This is a genomic window from Acidobacteriota bacterium, assembly GCA_016715115.1.
In the GTDB taxonomy this organism is placed as follows: Bacteria; Acidobacteriota; Blastocatellia; order Pyrinomonadales; family Pyrinomonadaceae; genus JAFDVJ01.
Map to the genome: position 1 here is coordinate 1307187 of JADKBM010000011.1, position 17207 is coordinate 1324393.

Genomic DNA, 17207 nt, shown 5'->3' on the forward strand with positions numbered 1-17207 from the left:
AAATGTGCAAAATTGCTTAACTGACCTTTGATTCTTGTCATTTCTGATTAACGATATCCGGAGAACCAAATGAACCTTATTTTCTTGCGACTCGCCTTCGTTTCGGCGATCTTTCTTAGTCTTTCCTTGACCGTGACGGCGGCCGGCGACGTCTCGTCCGATGGCGTTTGGAGCGCGATCGACGACGCGTCGCTTCGCTCGACCGAGTCGGAGCGATCGCTGATACCGGGCGACTACCGAACTTTCAAACTCGGCAAGAACGCGCTCGAAACGATCCTAGGAAACGCGCCGCGCGAGTTTTCGAACGACGCGTCGGAGCGTGCGGTGATCCTGACGCTGCCGATGCCTGACGGTTCGTTTCAGCGTTTCAGGATCGAACGTTCACCGATCATCGAAGACGGGCTCGCAAAAAAGTACCCGGAACTCGCCCGAACCTATCGCGGCCAGGGGATCGATGACGTGACGGCGACCGTCAGGTTCGACTTTCTGCCAACCGGATTTCATTCGATGATCCTCTCGTCGCGCGGGACCGTTTTGGTCGATCCGTACTTCAAATCTGGCGACACTGAAAACTACATCAGCTACCGGAAATCGGACGCTCCGAAGCTCAATCCGTTCATCTGCGAATTCGAGGATGTCGAAAAGGCCGAGTTTCTTTCGGACGGGTTCGACGAGTATTTCAACGGCAACGACGAGGACGTCACATCGGGGACGCAGTTGCGCCAGTATCGCTTGGCGGTGGCGGCGACCGGCGAGTATACGGCCGTTTTCCGGCAGGCCGGAGATTCGGACGCCCAGGCGAAGACGCGCGCGCTGGAGCAGCAGGTTTTGATAATGAACCGCGTCAACGGCGTCTACGAGCGCGATCTCGCGATCCGTATGAACATCATCGCCAACAATGACCTTCTGATCTACACCGACGGCGCGACGGATCCGTATACGAATTCAAGCGGTTCGACGATGCTGACCGAGAATACCAACAACCTCAATACTGTCATCCAAACCGCCAATTACGACATCGGCCACGTGTTTTCAACCGGCGGCGGCGGCGTTGCGACGCTCAACGGACCCTGCGGCGCCAACAAGGCGCGCGGCGTGACGGGGCTGACGAACCCGGTCGGCGACCCCTTCGCGATCGATTACGTCGCCCACGAAATGGGCCACCAATGGGGCTCGAACCATACATTCAATGGCGCGGTCAGCAACTGTTCGGGCGGCAATCGCAGCGCCACGAACGCCTACGAACCCGGAAGCGGCGTGACGATAATGGCGTACGCCGGAATCTGCGGAAATCAGGATCTGGCGCGCAACAGCATCGACACATTCCACGTCCGCAGTCTCGAGGTGATAGTCGCCTTCAGCCAGACCGGAGGCGGAAACGGTTGCGCCGCGACGACGGCGAGCGGCAACACGCCGCCGACCGTGTCGGTCGTCGGCGGTCCGAGTTTCAACATTCCGAAACAGACGCCGTTCACGCTGACCGCAACGGGCTCGGACGTCAACAACGATTCGCTGACGTACGATTGGCAGGAGTATAATCTCGGCGCTTCGACAACTGCCGTCCCGAACACCGATTCCGACGGGGTTGCGAAACCCATCTTCCGATCATATTTGCCGACGACGAGCGGAGCGCGCACCTTTCCTTCGCTTCCGTACATCCTGAACAACGCAAACGTTCCGCCATCGACGTTTTCCTGCAACCGCGCGACCCCCTGCCTGATCGGCGAACTTCTGCCGGCGATCACGCGGTCGATGGCGTTTCAGGTGATCGCCCGCGACAACCGTGCCAACGCCGGCGGGATCAACACCGCGACGGCGACGGTCGCGGTCGACGGCAATTCCGGTCCGTTTGCCGTGACGTCGCCAAACACGGCGGTGTCGATTGCCGCCAATTCGGTCCAGACGATCACCTGGTCGGTCGCGAACACGACCGCCGCGCCGGTCAGCGCGACGAACGTCAAGATCACGCTTTCAACCGACGGCGGACAGACTTTCCCGAACGTCTTGGTCGCAAGCACTCCGAACGACGGAAGCGACGCCATCCTCATCCCGAACATTCCGACGACGACGGCACGCATCAAGGTCGAAGCAGTTGGCAACATTTTCTTTGATATTTCCGATACGAATTTCACGATCACATCGGCTTCGGCAACGGGCCGCCGGTTCGTCGATTTCGACGGCGACGCGAAGACCGATATCTCGATCTTCCGTCCGTCGGTCAGCGAATGGTGGTATCTGCGTTCGAGTGACGGCGGCAACCGTGCGTTCCAGTTCGGGACGTCGACGGATACGCTGACGCCGGGAGATTTCACCGGCGACGGCAAGACGGATCTGGCCTTCTACCGCGCATCGGCCGGAACGTGGTATGTCTTTCGGAGCGAGAACGCGACCTTCTATTCGTTCCCGTTCGGCGCTGCCAACGACGTTCCCGCGCCCGGTGACTTTGACGGCGACGGCAAAACCGATGCCGCAGTTTTCCGGCCTTCGAACTCGACCTGGTACATACAGAATTCGGGCGGCGGGACGACGATCCAGGCGTTCGGCGCCGCGAACGACAAGCCGGTGGCCGCGGATTATGACGGCGACGGCAAGGATGACATCGCCATCTATCGGCCGGGATCAGGCCAGTGGTGGTTGAACCGTTCGACGGCCGGCATCATCGCCGTGACGTTCGGAACGAGCACCGACAAGACCGTTCAGGGCGATTACACGGGCGACGGCAAGGCCGACCTCGCGTTCTTCAGGAACGGCGAGTGGTTCGTGTTGAGAAGTGAGAACTCGACCTTCTATTCCTTCCCGTTCGGCATCTCGACCGACACGCCGGTTCCGGGAGACTACGACGGCGACGGCAAGTTCGACGGCGCTGTCTATCGCTCTTCGAACAACACTTGGTACGTCCAGAGGAGCACCGCCGGAACGCTGATCCAGGCCTTCGGCGCTGCGGGCGACATTGCAGTCCCGAACGCATTTGTCCGCTGAGAGTTCCTGTAATTCTCATCGAGGGCCGCCGACATCGTTGGCGGCCCTTTCGATTCGTTACTTTGTCTAATAATCCGCATCGGATTTCCTAATGTCGACACCGATTGTCGAAACCGCGATTTGCGAATAAATTAGAGGTGTCACGAGTTCCACCGGCGGCTCTTTCGGCGTTTGCCTGCGGACCGGTCATAGTTTACAAGCCAGATTACACATTTATGTTGCGAACAAAACGATTCTATTCATTGACCGCTCTGATGATCGCGGTCTTCGGTTTCTCTGTTTTCCAGTACACGCGCGCGAACGCCGAGAATTCCGAGGTCTGGGTGTCCTTCGATCAGAATGAACTGGCACAGATCCGGAACGGCCTCGTCGATGACCCGAGCGGACTGGCCGAAGCCAAAGTCGAGATGGCAATCGGCGGAATCGCCCTTCTGCGTCTGACGGAAGCTCAGATGGAATCGATGTCGCGCTTGATGCACGAGCATTTTCACAAATGCAGCGGCTTCATCGCGCATCCGAGCAAGGACGATGCGATCGCCTCGGTCGAGGCGTTGCAGGCGGTCGACCCTTTGCAGCAATTCGTGACGTACACGATCGACAATCAGGCCGCGGTTTCGCCGATGCTCGCCGAAGCGAGCGAACTCCAGAACCGTCAGGCGATCATCGATCTTTCGGCGTTCCCGACCCGACGGCATAATCAACCGACGGGCCTTGATTCGGCAAACTGGATCAAGAACAAATGGACCGCACTTGCCGCCGGTCGTTCCGACGTTACCGTTGAAAACTACGTGCATCCGGTGGCAACCACTCCGCAGCCGTCGATCGTGATGACTATTCAGGGACAGACGCTCCCCGACGAGATCGTCGTTTTGGGCGCGCACCAGGATTCGATCAACACCGGCGGGGCGACCTTGAACGCGCCCGGCGCCGATGACGACGCGTCCGGCGTCGCGAGCCTCACGGAAACGATCCGCGTGTTGATGGCAAAGGGCTTTCGCCCGAATCGGACGGTCAAGTTTATGGCCTACGCGGCCGAAGAGGTCGGGCTCAAGGGTTCGGGTGCGATCGCTCTCGACTACCGAAATCAAAACAAGAATGTCGTCGGCGTCGTGCAGCTCGATATGACGAATTACAAGGGATCGGCGTTCGACATCGTGCTGATGACCGATTTCTCAAATGCGGCCCAGAATCAGTTTGTACAAGACCTGGTCACGGCCTATCAGCCGTCGCTTTCGGTCGGCACATCGGTCTGCGGATACGGTTGCTCGGATCACGCTTCGTGGTTCAACCGCGGCTATCCGACGTCGATGCCGTTCGAATCGACGATGCAGACTTACAACGGAACGATCCATTCGATCAACGACACGATATCGCAGAGCGGCAGCAACGCCAACCACGCTTTGAAATTCACGAAACTCGCGCTCTCGTTCGTCGGCGAACTTGCAAAAGGCTCGCTCGCGCCAACCGCGCGGGCTCCGTTCGACTTCGACGGCGACGCCAAGTCGGACATCTCGATCTTTCGTCCGGGCGTCGGCGAATGGTGGTATTTGCGGTCGAGCGACGGCGGCAACCGTGCGTTTCAGTTCGGGACCTCGACCGACACGCTGACGCCGGGCGATTTTACCGGCGACGGCAAGGCCGACCTCGCGTTCTTCCGACCGTCGAACGGTGAGTGGTTTGTCTTCCGGAGCGAGAACGCGACCTTTTACTCTTTCCCGTTCGGCGTTTCGACCGACACGCCGGTTCCGGCGGACTACGACGGCGACAACAAAACGGACGCGGCGGTCTTCAGAGCTTCGAACTCGACTTGGTACATCCAGAGATCCGGCGGCGGAACGACGATCCAGGCATTCGGCTCCGCGGGCGACAAACCGGTCGCGGCCGATTATGACGGCGACGGCAAAGCCGATATCGCGATCTATCGGCCAAGCGTCGGACAATGGTGGCTGAACCGTTCGACGTCCGGCGTCATCGCCGTGACTTTCGGAACGAGCACCGACAAGACGGTTCAGGGCGACTATACCGGCGACGGCAAGGCCGACCCGGCCTTTTTCCGAAACGGTGAATGGTTTGTTTTGAGAAGTGAAAACTCGACGTTCTATTCCTTCCCGTTCGGAATCTCGTCCGACACGCCGGTTCCCGGAGATTACGACGGCGACGGCAAGTACGACGGCGGGGTCTTTCGCTCGACGAACAGCACTTGGTACGTCCAGCGCTCGACGGCGGGAACTCTGATCCAGGGCTTCGGCGCGAACGGCGACGTCGCGGTTCCCAGTTCGTCGGTACGCTGACGGGTCCTTGAACGCGGCAGGTTACGGCAAACCTGTCGATTCCCGGCGGAGCCCCCGCGAAACTGAGGATCCCGTCATCTGCAGACAGTGGAGGCAAGTTATGATGATTCGACCTCAGAGCATGATCAACGCCTGGGCTTTTTCCATCGGCTATTGGCCATCGGAGATGACGGCTGTCGTGTTGTTGCGCAACGGTCAAATTGAAGAGAAGATTGTCTTGAAGGACTCGGCACGAATCTTCTTGGATGATCCCCAGGCCGGGGTGAAACTGCAAGACGCGGCCCGCGCCTGCCGGGATTATATGTGCGATCGGTTCGGCGGCCAACATAACATCGGCGTCGAACTGACGCGCATTGGCTGGGTATTGGCGGCTGTCCTTGATGATTACACGATTGTGGCGATCGCCGAACCGGGTCCCTATCCTCCGATGGTTGACAAGTGGCTAAAGCGTATGGCGAGTCTTTTGACATCGTCGGCCTACGCCACGTGAACCGGGGAATTCGAAACCGAAATCGCACTCGCGAGTCGTCGCGTTCAGGACTTTTTCGCTGATCGCCGACGGCGCACTTGCGGCGTTTGGCGGGCTGATGATCCGCTCGGACTCGACGCGATCAGCTTCCACCAGAAGGAGTACAGAATGAAAATTGCAATTCTTGGCGCCGGAAACGTCGGCGCGGCACTTGGACGGCGGTTGGCCGAAGTCGGTCACGAAGTCGAATTCGGCGTGCGAAATCCGGCCGAGCCACGCGAAGCGGTTCCCGGGACGAGGTTCGAAACAACCGCTGAAGCCGCTCACGACTCGGAGGTCATAATTCTTGCGGTGCCGTTTGGCGCGGTCGAATCCGCGCTTCGGGATTGCGGCGACATCGAAGGCAAGATCATCGTTGATGCGACAAACCCGCTCACGATGACCGACAAAGGTCTCGCGCTCACCTGCGGTTTCGACACTTCGGGCGCCGAACAGATCGCGCCGTTCACGGCTGGAGCCAACCTCGTAAAATGTTTTAACTCAACGGGTTTCGCGAATATGGCGGACGCCTCGAAATCGATGATGTTCGTCTGCGGCGATGATCACGACGCCGTCGAGACCGTACGCAAACTCGCCGAAGACATCGGTTTCGAGGCGATCGCGATCGGCGACCTGACGAAATCCCGTCTGCTCGAACCGCTCGCGATGCTCTGGATCCATCTCGCATACTCGACCGATCTGAAGAGAGATTTCGCGTTTCAGATCTTCAGGCGCTGATGGGATACTTCACCAAGGGCCGCGTCGAGACGTTCAGCGATGGGATCTTTGCGATCATCGTCACGTTGCTCGTGCTCGAGATCAAGGTCCCGCACATCGCCGACCACGATTCGGTCGCGCTGCTTTCGGCCGCACTCTGGAATCTGCTCCCGAAGGTCGTCGCTTGGATGATAAGTTTCCTGACGGTCTGCGTGATCTGGGTCAATCACCATCGGATCTTCGAGGCCGTCAGGACGATCGACCAGCCGTTCTTCTGGCTGAACGCCAATCTGCTTTTATGGGTCTCGCTGATTCCCTTTCCGACCGCGCTGATGGGAGACTATCCGCATAACCCGTTGGCGGTCAGCGTTTACGGGGCGGTGTCGTTTATGATGGGGATCGCTTTTCTGCTGATCAGATGGTATATGCTCAAACGTGTTGAGATCACGCAAGGCGTATCCAACGCGGAGTTGCGTCGCGGCCTTCGAAATGTTTTGTTTTTTGGTCCGACGCCTTATCTCGTCGCGATCGGCGTTGCCTGGATCCATCCGTATCTGGCGTTTGCGATCTACGCGTTCGTGACGATCTATTTCATCTTCCCGCGGTCGACGGCGCTCGGTAAGGATCCCGGTCCGCTTTCAGAATGATTTGCGCATACAGATGCTGTTTTCGACGTCGGCATACTGACCATAGTTCGGGATTCGATCGTAGCCGGACTTTTCGTATAGCCTGATCGCTTCCGGTTGCTTGAAACCTGTTTCCAGAACCGCTTCGACAGCCCCCTCTTCGCGAGCCCATTTTTCGAGTTCGTTCAGAACCTTCACGGCGACGGCCCGACCGCGGTATTCCGGTCGAACGTACATCCGTTTGATCTCAACGATCGCGCCTTCGAAAGGCTTGAACGCGCCGCAACCGATCGCTCGATCGCCGTCGTAGGCGACTACCACATTCGCGATCGAATCGATCCTGTTGAACTGGGCATAGAACGAATGCTCCGCGCCGTCACGAATGGCAAGCTCGGCATCGAGCATCGCGACGAGTTCGCGGAAATCGGAGTTTCCCGAGTTTGTTCGGATCAAACCGGACATCTTTTTAGATATCGACGACGATCGGCGGCTGGGTCGGCCCGTATTCCTCGTCGCAGTTCGAAGCGTTGACGAACTTGATGCCGAACCTTTCGTCGACACCGTAACCGCAGTGTATATGGCCGAAGATATGGAGTTTCAAATGCCCCCCAACGCTCAGCGATTCGACCCGTTTTGCGAGTTCCTCGCATCCCGTGTTCTCCGAAAAATAGGGGCGCTCGACGACATCCAGAATCCCGTTCGGCGGACCGTGCGTGACCAGAATGTTCGTGTCGTCAGGAATCAGCCGCCACTTTGAGGCGAGTTCGGTGCCGCGCTCGAGATTGAACGCCCAGTCGAAAAAGCGCGGCTGCCAGGGGCTGCCGTAGATCTTGAATCCGTCGATGTCTACGGACGAGTCTTGCAGATAGATGATCCCGAAATCCGATGTCAAACGACGCGCGAGTTCGTTGTTCGTCTCGTAGAGCCAGTCGTGGTTGCCGGCGACGAAGATCTTGTTTCTGTGCGGGAGCGAAGCAAACCATTCCAGGAACGCGCTGACCTCGTCTTCCGATCCGCGGTTGGTCGCGTCGCCCGAATGGATCAGAAGGTCGCCGTCCGGAACGGCGATCTGTTCGTTGCAATTGTGCGTGTCTGACAGGCAAACGATCCGCATAAAAGAAACAGGACTTAAATCCTTAACTGATGTCTTCTATCCCGATTATGAGGTCGCCGGAGAACCGGAAAATCGAGCGGCCATTGAGTTCGATGGTTCGTCCCGCCCTGAGACCGTTCGGGAGATCCACCGCGAGCGTCGCGCTGTACCCGATCCGGACCTCGATCCTGTCTTCCAGAAACGAAATCTCCTCGATGTGCTGATGCCTTGTCTTGAAGAGCCTCGCCGACGCTCTGGCCTTCTCTTCAAATTGAGCAATCCCGACCGTGTTTGATGTGACACGCCCGCCGGAAACATTCTTGAATTCGATGTCCGGATGAAGGGTCCGCAACATCGCCGGGACATCGCAACGGTTGTAGGCGTCGATGTATCCCTGGACCAGGTGCAACCGGTTCGTACTGCTTGCCGTCATAGGATCGAGTAAACTCTCGAAACAAAGGTGCCGTGCATAAACGAATGCGGTTCGACCTCGCTTTGAAGGACAACGCCTTTTCTGTCGCCTTTGAGCAGCATCATTGCCGACTCGCAAAGCGGGGCCGCGGTCGTCGTTTGGATTGCCCGAAGGCTCTTGCCGTTGATCTCAAGCGGTTCAACGTAATACGCTTTTTCGATCATCCGGCGACGGCCGTGCGAATCGAATCCGTCAACGGACGCGTGAACTAGAACCAGATCGTCCTCGACCGACGGGATGGCTTGGAGCATAACGTCCTGCAACCGATTCGGGAGATTTTCGTCTTTCGGCAATTTCTTCACCTGCCGTTCGACCCATTCGTAGTGGCCGACGTAGCGGAGCGTCTTGTAATCCAGCGATCTCGCCTTGCCGACGAAGAAATCCGGCAGATCGGCGGCACCGCCCGATGTCAGGTCGGCTTCGTAGGTGCGCGCTCCGATGACGATCGTTTCGCGCGCCGAAAGCGCCGGTCGTTCGGTGATCTTGAAGTCGCGGATGACGCGCGAGTTCTTGACGTATTCGGTCGCGACGCCGATCGGCGACCAGGTAAAGCCGTAAAAATGCGGCTCGTGCGCGTGCGCCGTGAGCGCGCCGACCTTCATCCCGATGCGCTCGACCTTGTCGTTCTCGTATTTCGCGACGAACTCGTTGTAAAGCGACATCGCGAGGACGTTGATAAAACCCGGCGCCAGTCCGGTTTGCAGGACAAATCCCGTTTGGGCGTCCCTTGCGAGTTCCATGATCTCGTCGGTCTCGGCGACATATTCCGTCAGATTCGCGTAATGCATCCCGAAATCCTTTGCGAACCGCGCCATCTTCGGAGCCTGCCCGCCCGGCGAACAGTCGAGCAGACAGTCGCATTCGTCGAATGCGGACTTCATCGCGTCATTGATGCCGTCGCGTGCCATCAGAACCGATTCAACTTCTGACGTTTTGTTGGATCCGTCAAGGACGAAGCGGCGCGCACTTTCGAGATTTTCTTCCGAAACATCGCCGAGACAGAGCTCGACCTCAAATTCCGACCACTCGCGCAAGAGCAGCGCGGCGGCTTCCCCGATTCCCCCCGAACCGGCAATAAATATCTTCTTTTTCATTGATTTAGGGACACTTAGGAGTTTTCTTCGGCAGCCTTATCGGAACCGGCATCGGCATTCTCAAGATGCAGACTGCCCGCTTCGAGGTTGTAATCGCCTTCGGCCTGAGTCGTCGGATCGCCGGTCAGTATCCCGCCGATCTTTTCGAGTTCGCCGACGATCAATTGCCCGACGGCACCGAGCTTTTCTTTCGTCGACTGGTCATCGTGCTGCTTTTTCTCTTCGGTCATAGCTAAATTCTACACCGAACAGACGGGGATTCGGAAACCGGCCGGAGACGCGGTTTGAAAGAACCGGATGCGCGAGCAGGATGCCTCGGGCGTTCGCGGCGATTCAAGCTATCCCGATCGCTCACTTCGCTTTGAGAAGCGATTCGAAAGATCTCCAGTTGGCAAAAACGAGAAATGCCTCGGCGGCGAAGACGGCGATCGCGACGGGCAAACCGTCAGGCATCACGAGGAGATGTACGAGCAGGATATTCACTGCGATCGGGAAAAAGACAACGACCGCGAGGGGCACGAAACGGCCTGAAAGAAACGCGATCCCGCACAGAAACTCAAAGACCTTTACGACCGGAACGATGTACTTCGACGCGGCGAGTCCTTCGAAGAACGCCTTTGCGTTTCCGGAAAGCTCCGGCGGCGGAACGAGATTCGCAAAGAACGCAACCGATGCGAACAAGAGCAAGAGTCCGAGCAGTACGCGAACCGCAATTACGGCAATTTTCATATATCGTCCCCTCAAGATTCATCGACGAGAATCGAAAACCCGCCGTAAACCATCCGTTTGTAATCGAAGAGCGGTTTGCAGGACATCATCGCGGCCATCTCCGGGTCGTTGAACGCGAGCTTGTTTGCCGCGTCACGCTGCTCTTTGGAATCAAACTCGACGGCGGCGTAAACAAGCGTCTCGCCGGGCAGAAGTTCGACCACACTCGGAAACGGGATCAACTCAGGCGCGTTGAGATCGGCAGCGACATACTCACGATATCGGCGCGCGCCGTGTTTCAAGAAGAACTTGGAAGCAATCGCCGCAAGGTCGCGGTACGCCCCGACATTCTCTTCCGGGATCGGCAAAAGATACACGTCAACGAATTTAGACATCGGATTATCCTCGATTTTTTTTGAGACTATAACACGAAATGCGTCGGCGCCGACCCTCGGATCAGTCCTTCGGCGGGTGTTGATCGAAAAAGTCGTCGGGAAGTTTCTCACCGTAGAGCCTTCGATGCAGTCGTTGCTTGAATTCGCGTTCGGAAAGTCCGGCCCCAAGCGATGCGACAACGACCCGTCTCGCCGCGGCATTCATCCGCGCCGCGAACAGATTGCGTTCTTGCGGTGTTTTCGACATCCAGCGTCGATTGCTCAAATCATCGATCTCCGGTGTCGTATCCGTCAATATGCCGGGTCTCTGCCCGTTTTTGACTTTCATCAAACTCGTTCTGCAATCCTAATCTTTCCACCCAATAACTTAAATAACCCGCGTCAAAACCGTTCTTGATAATGCTTGCGACATCATCGAGTTGCCGGCTCGATCTGGATTTTTGCGACCATAGCAATTTGGAAATCATCAAATCTTCGCGTGAGATGATCCAAAGATCAACCTCGCCGGCGTAGTTGACGTGCTGCCTTCGTTTGAAAGCGTGTTGCTGAAATTCGTCTGACTTGAGAAGAATGCAATCAACCTTGACCAACGTTGCGTTGTTCAAAACGTTGAACATCGAACTCCGGGCGACCGCATTTCGCGCGCTTCCGACCGGAATGTAGTAATCGCTTTGAAACTCATCGAAAAATTCCGGCAGGACGGCCGTATTGATGGCAACGATAATGTCAATGTCCACGGTCGATCGCGGAATCGCATATTGGCTCAGCGCCATCGAACCCGTGAGCATATACTGAATTCCAATTTTCTCCAGTCTCCGCGTAAAACTCTGAAGGACATCGAGTTGTTCCAAAACGTCTCCCACAACTGGAATTTATACCAAACGGCCGATGTTTCAAAATGAAGCTTACTCCACATTGAAGTATTTCGCGTCCCGGTGGTGAACGATGATCGCCGAGGTCGATTGTTCCGGATGAAGCTGGAATTCCTCGGACAGTTCGACGCCGATCCGTTCGGGGCCGAGGAGTTCGAAGATCTTCGACTGGTCCTCGAGATCAGGGCACGCCGGGTATCCGAAACTGAAGCGCGATCCCTGATAGCCCTGTTTGAAGAGCTTGTTGAGTTCCGGGGAATCGTCGCCGGCGATCCCGAGTTCTTCGCGGACGCGCTTATGCCAAAGTTCGGCGAGCGCCTCGGCGGCTTCGACGGAAAGTCCGTGAAACAACAGATAGTCCGTGTAATTGTCAGATTTGAAGAGTTTGTGAGAGTGCTCGGACGCTTTGCGGCCCATCGTCACGAGTTGAAATGCGACGACGTCCGTACGGTCGGAGGCAAAGTAATCGGCAAGGCAAAGGTTCTTCGATCCGCGCTGTTCGAGCGGCTGGCGCGGGAAGGTGAACCGCAGGCGTTCGGTCGATTCATCGTCGTTCAAAATAATGAGGTCGTTTCCTTCCGAGCGGCACGGGAAATAGCCGTAAGCGAGTTTCGCTTCGAGCAGTTTTTCGCGGATCGCCTGCGCTTTGACCTCGCGAAAGCGCGGATAAACTTCCTTTTCGAGGATCTCAGCGTACTCGGCGGCCGATTTCCTGCCCTGCTTGTATTGCCATTGGCCCTTGAACAGAGCGGTTTCGTTGATGAAGTCGAAAACCTTGTTGAGATCGGTCAGTTCGACTACCTTCGAGCCGTAAAAAGGCGCTTTCGGAATTGTAACCGCTTTGGTTACATCGGACGGCGTCGTGTGTCTTGTTCGTTCCTCGATCGCCGCTTGCCGCGAAACACGCGCCGCGACCATCCCGAGTTTGGCGTCCTCGCCGACGAGGTCTTCCGAATCCGCAACGGTGTCGAACGTCGAACCCGATCCTTCCGCCGCAGATCCCGAATCATCGCCGACCGCCGGCGTTTTGCCGACCGCAGGCGCAGCCGACGTGACCTCATCCATCGCGTGAAGTCCGTCGAACGCGTCGCGGGCATAAAAGAGCTTGCCGTCGTAAAGGGGCACGAGGTCGTTGTCGACATACTTTCGGTTCAATGCCGCGCCGCCGAGGATGACCGGAACATTGATCCCGCGCTCCTTCATTATTTCGAGGTTGTCGCGCATTATGAGCGTCGATTTCACAAGCAATCCCGACATTCCGATGGCGTCGCCGCCGTGCTCGTTGTAGGCGTGGAGGATGTCCTCGATCGGCTGCTTTATGCCGAGATTGATGACGCGGTAGCCGTTGTTCGTCAGAATGATGTCGACGAGGTTCTTGCCGATGTCGTGGACGTCGCCCTTGACGGTCGCGAGGATCATCGTTCCCTTGTTCGAGCCCTCGACCTTTTCCATAAACGGCTCGAGGAATTTCACCGCCGTCTTCATAGCCTCGGCCGACTGCAAAACGAAAGGCAGTTGCATCTGGCCGGATCCGAACAGGTCACCGACGACCTTCATCCCGTCGAGAAGTAAGGTGTTGATGATCTCGAGCGGCTCATATTTTTCGAGCGCCGTTTTGAGGCTGTCCTCGAGCCCGATCTTCTCGCCGTCGATGATGTGACGCTTGAGTTTTTCCTCGACCGGCAGATTCGAAATGTCCTGTTTCATCGATTTCGCGGTCTTGCCGGCAAACATCGTCGTGAACTCGCCGAGCGGATCGTAGGTGCAGATCTCGCCTTCGAACTTTCGTTTGTCGTAGATCAGTTCGAGCGCGACGTCGATCTCGTGTTCGTTGAAACGGTTGAGCGGCAGGATCTTCGAAGCGTTGACGATCGCCGAATTCATTCCGGCTTCGACGCATTCGTGCAGAAAGATCGAGTTGAGAACGACACGCGCCGCCGGGTTCAGCCCGAACGAGATATTCGAAACTCCCAAAATGATGTTCGCCTCGGGCATTTCCTCGTGGATCACGCGGATCGCCTTGATGGTTTCGGCGGCGTTCAGACGGTCTTCCTCGATACCCGTCGAGATCGGCAAGGCCAGCGGGTCGAAAAAGACGTCGTGCGCTTTGAGGCCGTATTCGGTCGCCGCTTTGAAAGCGCGACGTGCGATCCGGATCTTGTCGACTGCGGTGCGCGCCATCCCTTCTTCGTCGATCAAACCGACGACGATTCCGGCGCCGTATTCTTTGGCGATGCTGAGAACCTTGAAATAACGCTCCTCGCCGTCCTCGAAGTTCGTTGAATTCAAAAGACATTTGCCGCCGGCGAGTTTCAGGCCGGCCTCCATCTTTTCCCACTCCGTCGAATCGAGCATCAACGGAATGCGGACGTTCGTCACGAGGCGCCGGACAAGTTCGTGCATATCGGCGACGCCGTCGCGGCCGACGAAATCGACATTGACGTCGAGCACGTGCGCGCCCTCGCGCTCCTGCTCCTTCGCGAGGCTGACCAGTCCGTCCCAGTCCTCGGCGTTCAGAAGGTCGCGCATCTTCTTCGAACCCGAAGCGTTGACGCGCTCGCCGACGATCAGAAACGAATTGTCCTGCGTGTACGGCTGCTGAAAATAGATCGAAGACGCTGCCGGCACCAAATGCGCATCACGCTGTTTCGGCGAGAGCCGTTCGACGCGTTCGATAGCCTCGCGCAGATGTTCAAACGAAGTGCCGCAGCATCCGCCGACGACGTTCGCCCCGAAATCGCGTGCGAAATGCTCGATCTTGAGGCCGAAGTCTTCCGGTGATTCGGTGTAAAACTGCTGACCGTCTTTAACTTCGGGCAATCCCGCGTTCGGCAGAACGGAGACCGGAAACGGCGAATTCTCGCACAAATATCTGACGCTTTCGGTCATTTGATCCGGACCGGTTCCGCAGTTCATTCCGATGACGTCGATCGGAAACGGCTCGAGCGCGGTCAGCGCCGCCGAGATCTCGGTTCCGTTGAGCATCGTCCCGAAAGTCTCGATCGTCACCTGCGCGATCACCGGGATCTTGACTCGGTTTTCTTTGAAGAAATCGAATATCGCGGCCAGAGCCGCCTTTGTCTGCAAGATATCCTGGCAGGTTTCGACGATGAACATATCGACGCCGCCGTCGAAAAGGCCGCGCACCTGCTGAACATAGGATTTCTTGAGATCGTCGTAAGTGATGTGGCCGAGCGTCGGCAATTTGGTGCCGGGACCGATCGAGCCGGCGACGAATCGCGGCTTTTCCATCGTCGAATACTGGTTCGCGAGGTTCTTGGCGAAACTCGCCGCGAGTTTGTTGACGTCGTATGCCTTGTCGGCGATGCCGAATTCCTGGAGCACGACTTCCCCGCCGCCGAACGAATTCGTCTCGATGACGTCGCAGCCCACTTCGAGAAATCCGACGTGGACCGTTTCGATCGCTTCCGGTTTGGTATAAAGCAGATTCTCCGAACAGTTCTCGAAATTCGGCCCGCCCCAATCATCGATCGTCAGGTTCTGCGACTGCAGATTGCTACCCATCGCGCCGTCGAAAACGACGATCTTCTCTTTCAGTAAATCCAGAAATTGACTCATAACACTAAACCCAAATTACTTCCCCGCGAATCTCCGCGAATCGGCGCGAATGCGATTCTGATCCGAATCCAGTTTGAACAATTCAAGAATCGACGTTCTTTCGCGGGTCTTGAATCGTCGTTCATATTAGCGCGCATTCGCGAAGATTCGCGGGCAAAACCGGCCATTGCGCATTCCGGGCTAAACCCGGCTGCTGATCTGAAAAACATTCCCTTCAGGGTCGGCGCCATCACAGAACGTCAGCCCATTGTAACGTTGGATCTCGCGCATCCGCGCGCCCGCGGCAGCCAGTCTTTCGCGGTCCGACTCGACATCGTCGCTGTGTAAAACAAACTTCACGTACGAATCCTCACGCGGCGAATTTGCCTCGCTGTCGCTCAAGTATTCGTCCGGAATCCGGTGCAGCGCCAGTTGGCAGCCATTCCCGCCGAGAATGACGAAACCCGGATCACCGTCGCCGACAACCGCAAGCCCGATCACATCGCGGTAAAAGCGCGTCATCAACGCAGGGTCGGCGACAAACAAAATAACGCGGCTGATTGATCTGACGATCGTCATTCAAGAATCCGGATTCACAAACTTGAAAGAAAAAACTCCGCGCTCAACAAGCACAGAGTTTCACAACCTTTCGAACTTAAACTCATAGCTGTTTAGCGGCTTATTTTACGTGGTCGCAAGTCGCTCTAACTCACCACGCTAGGCTTAAATTGAAGCATTTCAGACAGTCAAAGTCAAAATCGAATCAGGTCCTTGCCGCCCGGATGTGCACTAAAAGCGGCTGCCGCACGGATGTCCTCTTACGGTGGCTTTGCCGCCGGATGTGGAGGCTGTCTGAAAAGTGCATAAATTCGCTGAAAGCGAATCAGATAATAGCCTGGGGTGAGCGAAGCGTAACCCCAGGATCTTAGTCAGATGGGACGCCGACCCTGAAGGGGTCGAAGGTAAGTCGTTGATTGTTGGACACTTGCAGCATCATGATGTCGCGTTGTTCAATAAAGGGCGGCGCTCGTTTCTTTCGCCTTGCCGCACGCTGCTTTTGTTGTCCCGTTTGCGACTTTCAGGAATATGGACTTTTCAGACAGTCCCGGGGATGGGCTACTTGTCCGCGCGGCTTTGCCGCCAATTGCCGATTCGCGGCAAAGCCGAAGGTTTGCGTGAACGATGAAACATCCGGGCGGCAAGCCACAAGTACGGCGAATAGATCAGCGTCGCATGCCGGGTTCGTCGGGGCAAAACTTCGCGCGTTTTTCACGTCCACCGGAATCGCGTAGCGATGCCCTGAACTTAGCCATGGGTTTCAACCCACGGGATCCCGAGAATTTGCGACTCGTCGCGTCAGCGACGGCTGAATCAATCGTCGCTGACGAGACGTGATCAAAACTCCGCGTTTACCGTTGGTTGAACCCCTCGCCTAAATTCACCGCACCGCTGACGCGGCCCGCAAACTCGTGCGGGCGATGCACGGGAACCGGCTCTCGCGCGAGATCAAGAACCTGACGCGCCCGAAAGATCATCGACGAGGTCGGCTACCTGAAGCTCGAACCTCCCGAGGCGAGCCTGTTGTTTCAGGTCATCTCGGAGAGATACGAACGCAAGGGAGCGGTCATCCTGACGAGCAACAAGGCCTTCGCGGCCTGGGGCGAGGTCTTCGCCGGAGACGCGGTGATGGCGAGCGCGGCTCTCGACCGGCTGCTCCACCGCTCGACGGTGATCAACATCCGGGGCGAAAGCTACCGGCTCAAGGAAAAGCGGGCCGCCGCGGCGCGCACGGGAGTTGTGGAAGAGTTGTCGGCAATTGCCGCCAACTCTTCCACAACTCCGGACAACAATGACTAAAGGGGGGTCAAAAGCTAACGCTGATTGACACCTTCAT

At 57.0% G+C, this 17207-nt stretch carries 17 protein-coding genes and 1 riboswitch; of the genes, 6 read left to right on the top strand and 11 right to left on the bottom strand.

The genetic code is table 11. The features are described from left to right. Window positions 1-69: 69 nt before the first annotated feature. The 5 genes from IPN69_14370 (at window position 70) to IPN69_14390 (ending at window position 7142) form a co-directional block, all read left to right on the top strand. Window positions 70-2979, top strand: a complete 2910-nt coding sequence (locus IPN69_14370; GenBank protein ID MBK8811897.1) for a VCBS repeat-containing protein — start codon at window positions 70-72, stop codon at window positions 2977-2979. Window positions 2980-3116: 137 nt separating this feature from the next. Next, window positions 3117-5270 (top strand): M20/M25/M40 family metallo-hydrolase, encoded by a 2154-nt coding sequence (locus IPN69_14375; protein MBK8811898.1) that lies wholly within the window; start codon window positions 3117-3119, stop codon window positions 5268-5270. 100 nt (window positions 5271-5370) lie between these two features. Beyond that, entirely contained in the window at window positions 5371-5760 is a 390-nt protein-coding gene (locus IPN69_14380) for a hypothetical protein (GenBank protein ID MBK8811899.1), read from the top strand. 147 nt (window positions 5761-5907) lie between these two features. Then, window positions 5908-6516 carry an NADPH-dependent F420 reductase gene (locus tag IPN69_14385; GenBank protein ID MBK8811900.1) on the top strand — a complete coding sequence of 203 codons (609 nt, stop codon included), beginning with the start codon at window positions 5908-5910 and terminating at the stop codon, window positions 6514-6516. Further along, entirely contained in the window at window positions 6516-7142 is a 627-nt protein-coding gene (locus IPN69_14390) for a DUF1211 domain-containing protein (GenBank protein MBK8811901.1), read from the top strand. Before IPN69_14385 ends, IPN69_14390 begins: the two co-directional genes overlap by 1 nt. Here the strand turns inward: IPN69_14390 and IPN69_14395 are convergent. The 11 genes from IPN69_14395 to IPN69_14445 form a co-directional block, all read right to left on the bottom strand. Continuing rightward, window positions 7134-7583 (bottom strand): GNAT family N-acetyltransferase, encoded by a 450-nt coding sequence (locus tag IPN69_14395; protein ID MBK8811902.1) that lies wholly within the window; start codon window positions 7581-7583, stop codon window positions 7134-7136. The genes IPN69_14390 and IPN69_14395 overlap by 9 nt on opposite strands. A gap of 4 nt (window positions 7584-7587) precedes the next feature. Continuing rightward, window positions 7588-8235: a metallophosphoesterase gene (locus tag IPN69_14400; GenBank protein MBK8811903.1), complete on the bottom strand. Its 648-nt coding sequence runs from the start codon at window positions 8233-8235 to the stop codon at window positions 7588-7590. A gap of 22 nt (window positions 8236-8257) precedes the next feature. Beyond that, window positions 8258-8647, bottom strand: coding sequence for a nuclear transport factor 2 family protein (locus tag IPN69_14405; protein ID MBK8811904.1), 390 nt, complete (start codon window positions 8645-8647; stop codon window positions 8258-8260). Then, a complete protein-coding gene (locus IPN69_14410) occupies window positions 8644-9780 on the bottom strand; it encodes a saccharopine dehydrogenase NADP-binding domain-containing protein (protein ID MBK8811905.1) in 1137 nt (378 codons plus the stop codon). The genes IPN69_14405 and IPN69_14410 overlap by 4 nt, the downstream gene beginning before the upstream one ends. Before the next feature lie 14 nt (window positions 9781-9794). Beyond that, a complete protein-coding gene (locus IPN69_14415; protein MBK8811906.1) occupies window positions 9795-10010 on the bottom strand; it encodes a hypothetical protein in 216 nt (71 codons plus the stop codon). Window positions 10011-10131: 121 nt separating this feature from the next. Beyond that, complete coding sequence (locus IPN69_14420; GenBank protein MBK8811907.1) at window positions 10132-10509, bottom strand: DoxX family protein; 378 nt, start codon at window positions 10507-10509, stop codon at window positions 10132-10134. An 11-nt stretch (window positions 10510-10520) separates the two neighbouring features. After that, window positions 10521-10883, bottom strand: coding sequence for a DUF1428 domain-containing protein (locus IPN69_14425; protein ID MBK8811908.1), 363 nt, complete (start codon window positions 10881-10883; stop codon window positions 10521-10523). A 61-nt stretch (window positions 10884-10944) separates the two neighbouring features. Then, window positions 10945-11148, bottom strand: a complete 204-nt coding sequence (locus tag IPN69_14430) for a hypothetical protein (protein ID MBK8811909.1) — start codon at window positions 11146-11148, stop codon at window positions 10945-10947. Between the two features lies 1 nt (window position 11149). After that, window positions 11150-11746, bottom strand: a complete 597-nt coding sequence (locus tag IPN69_14435; protein MBK8811910.1) for a hypothetical protein — start codon at window positions 11744-11746, stop codon at window positions 11150-11152. Between the two features lie 42 nt (window positions 11747-11788). Then, a complete protein-coding gene (gene metH, locus IPN69_14440; protein ID MBK8811911.1) occupies window positions 11789-15334 on the bottom strand; it encodes a methionine synthase in 3546 nt (1181 codons plus the stop codon). 180 nt (window positions 15335-15514) lie between these two features. Next, a complete protein-coding gene (locus IPN69_14445) occupies window positions 15515-15892 on the bottom strand; it encodes a VOC family protein (protein MBK8811912.1) in 378 nt (125 codons plus the stop codon). 71 nt (window positions 15893-15963) lie between these two features. Then, a riboswitch (SAM riboswitch) is annotated at window positions 15964-16039 on the bottom strand. A gap of 804 nt (window positions 16040-16843) precedes the next feature. On the opposite strand from IPN69_14445, the gene IPN69_14450 reads away from it, so the two are divergent. Further along, entirely contained in the window at window positions 16844-17170 is a 327-nt protein-coding gene (locus tag IPN69_14450; GenBank protein ID MBK8811913.1) for an ATP-binding protein, read from the top strand. The last annotated feature ends 37 nt before the right edge of the window (window positions 17171-17207 follow it).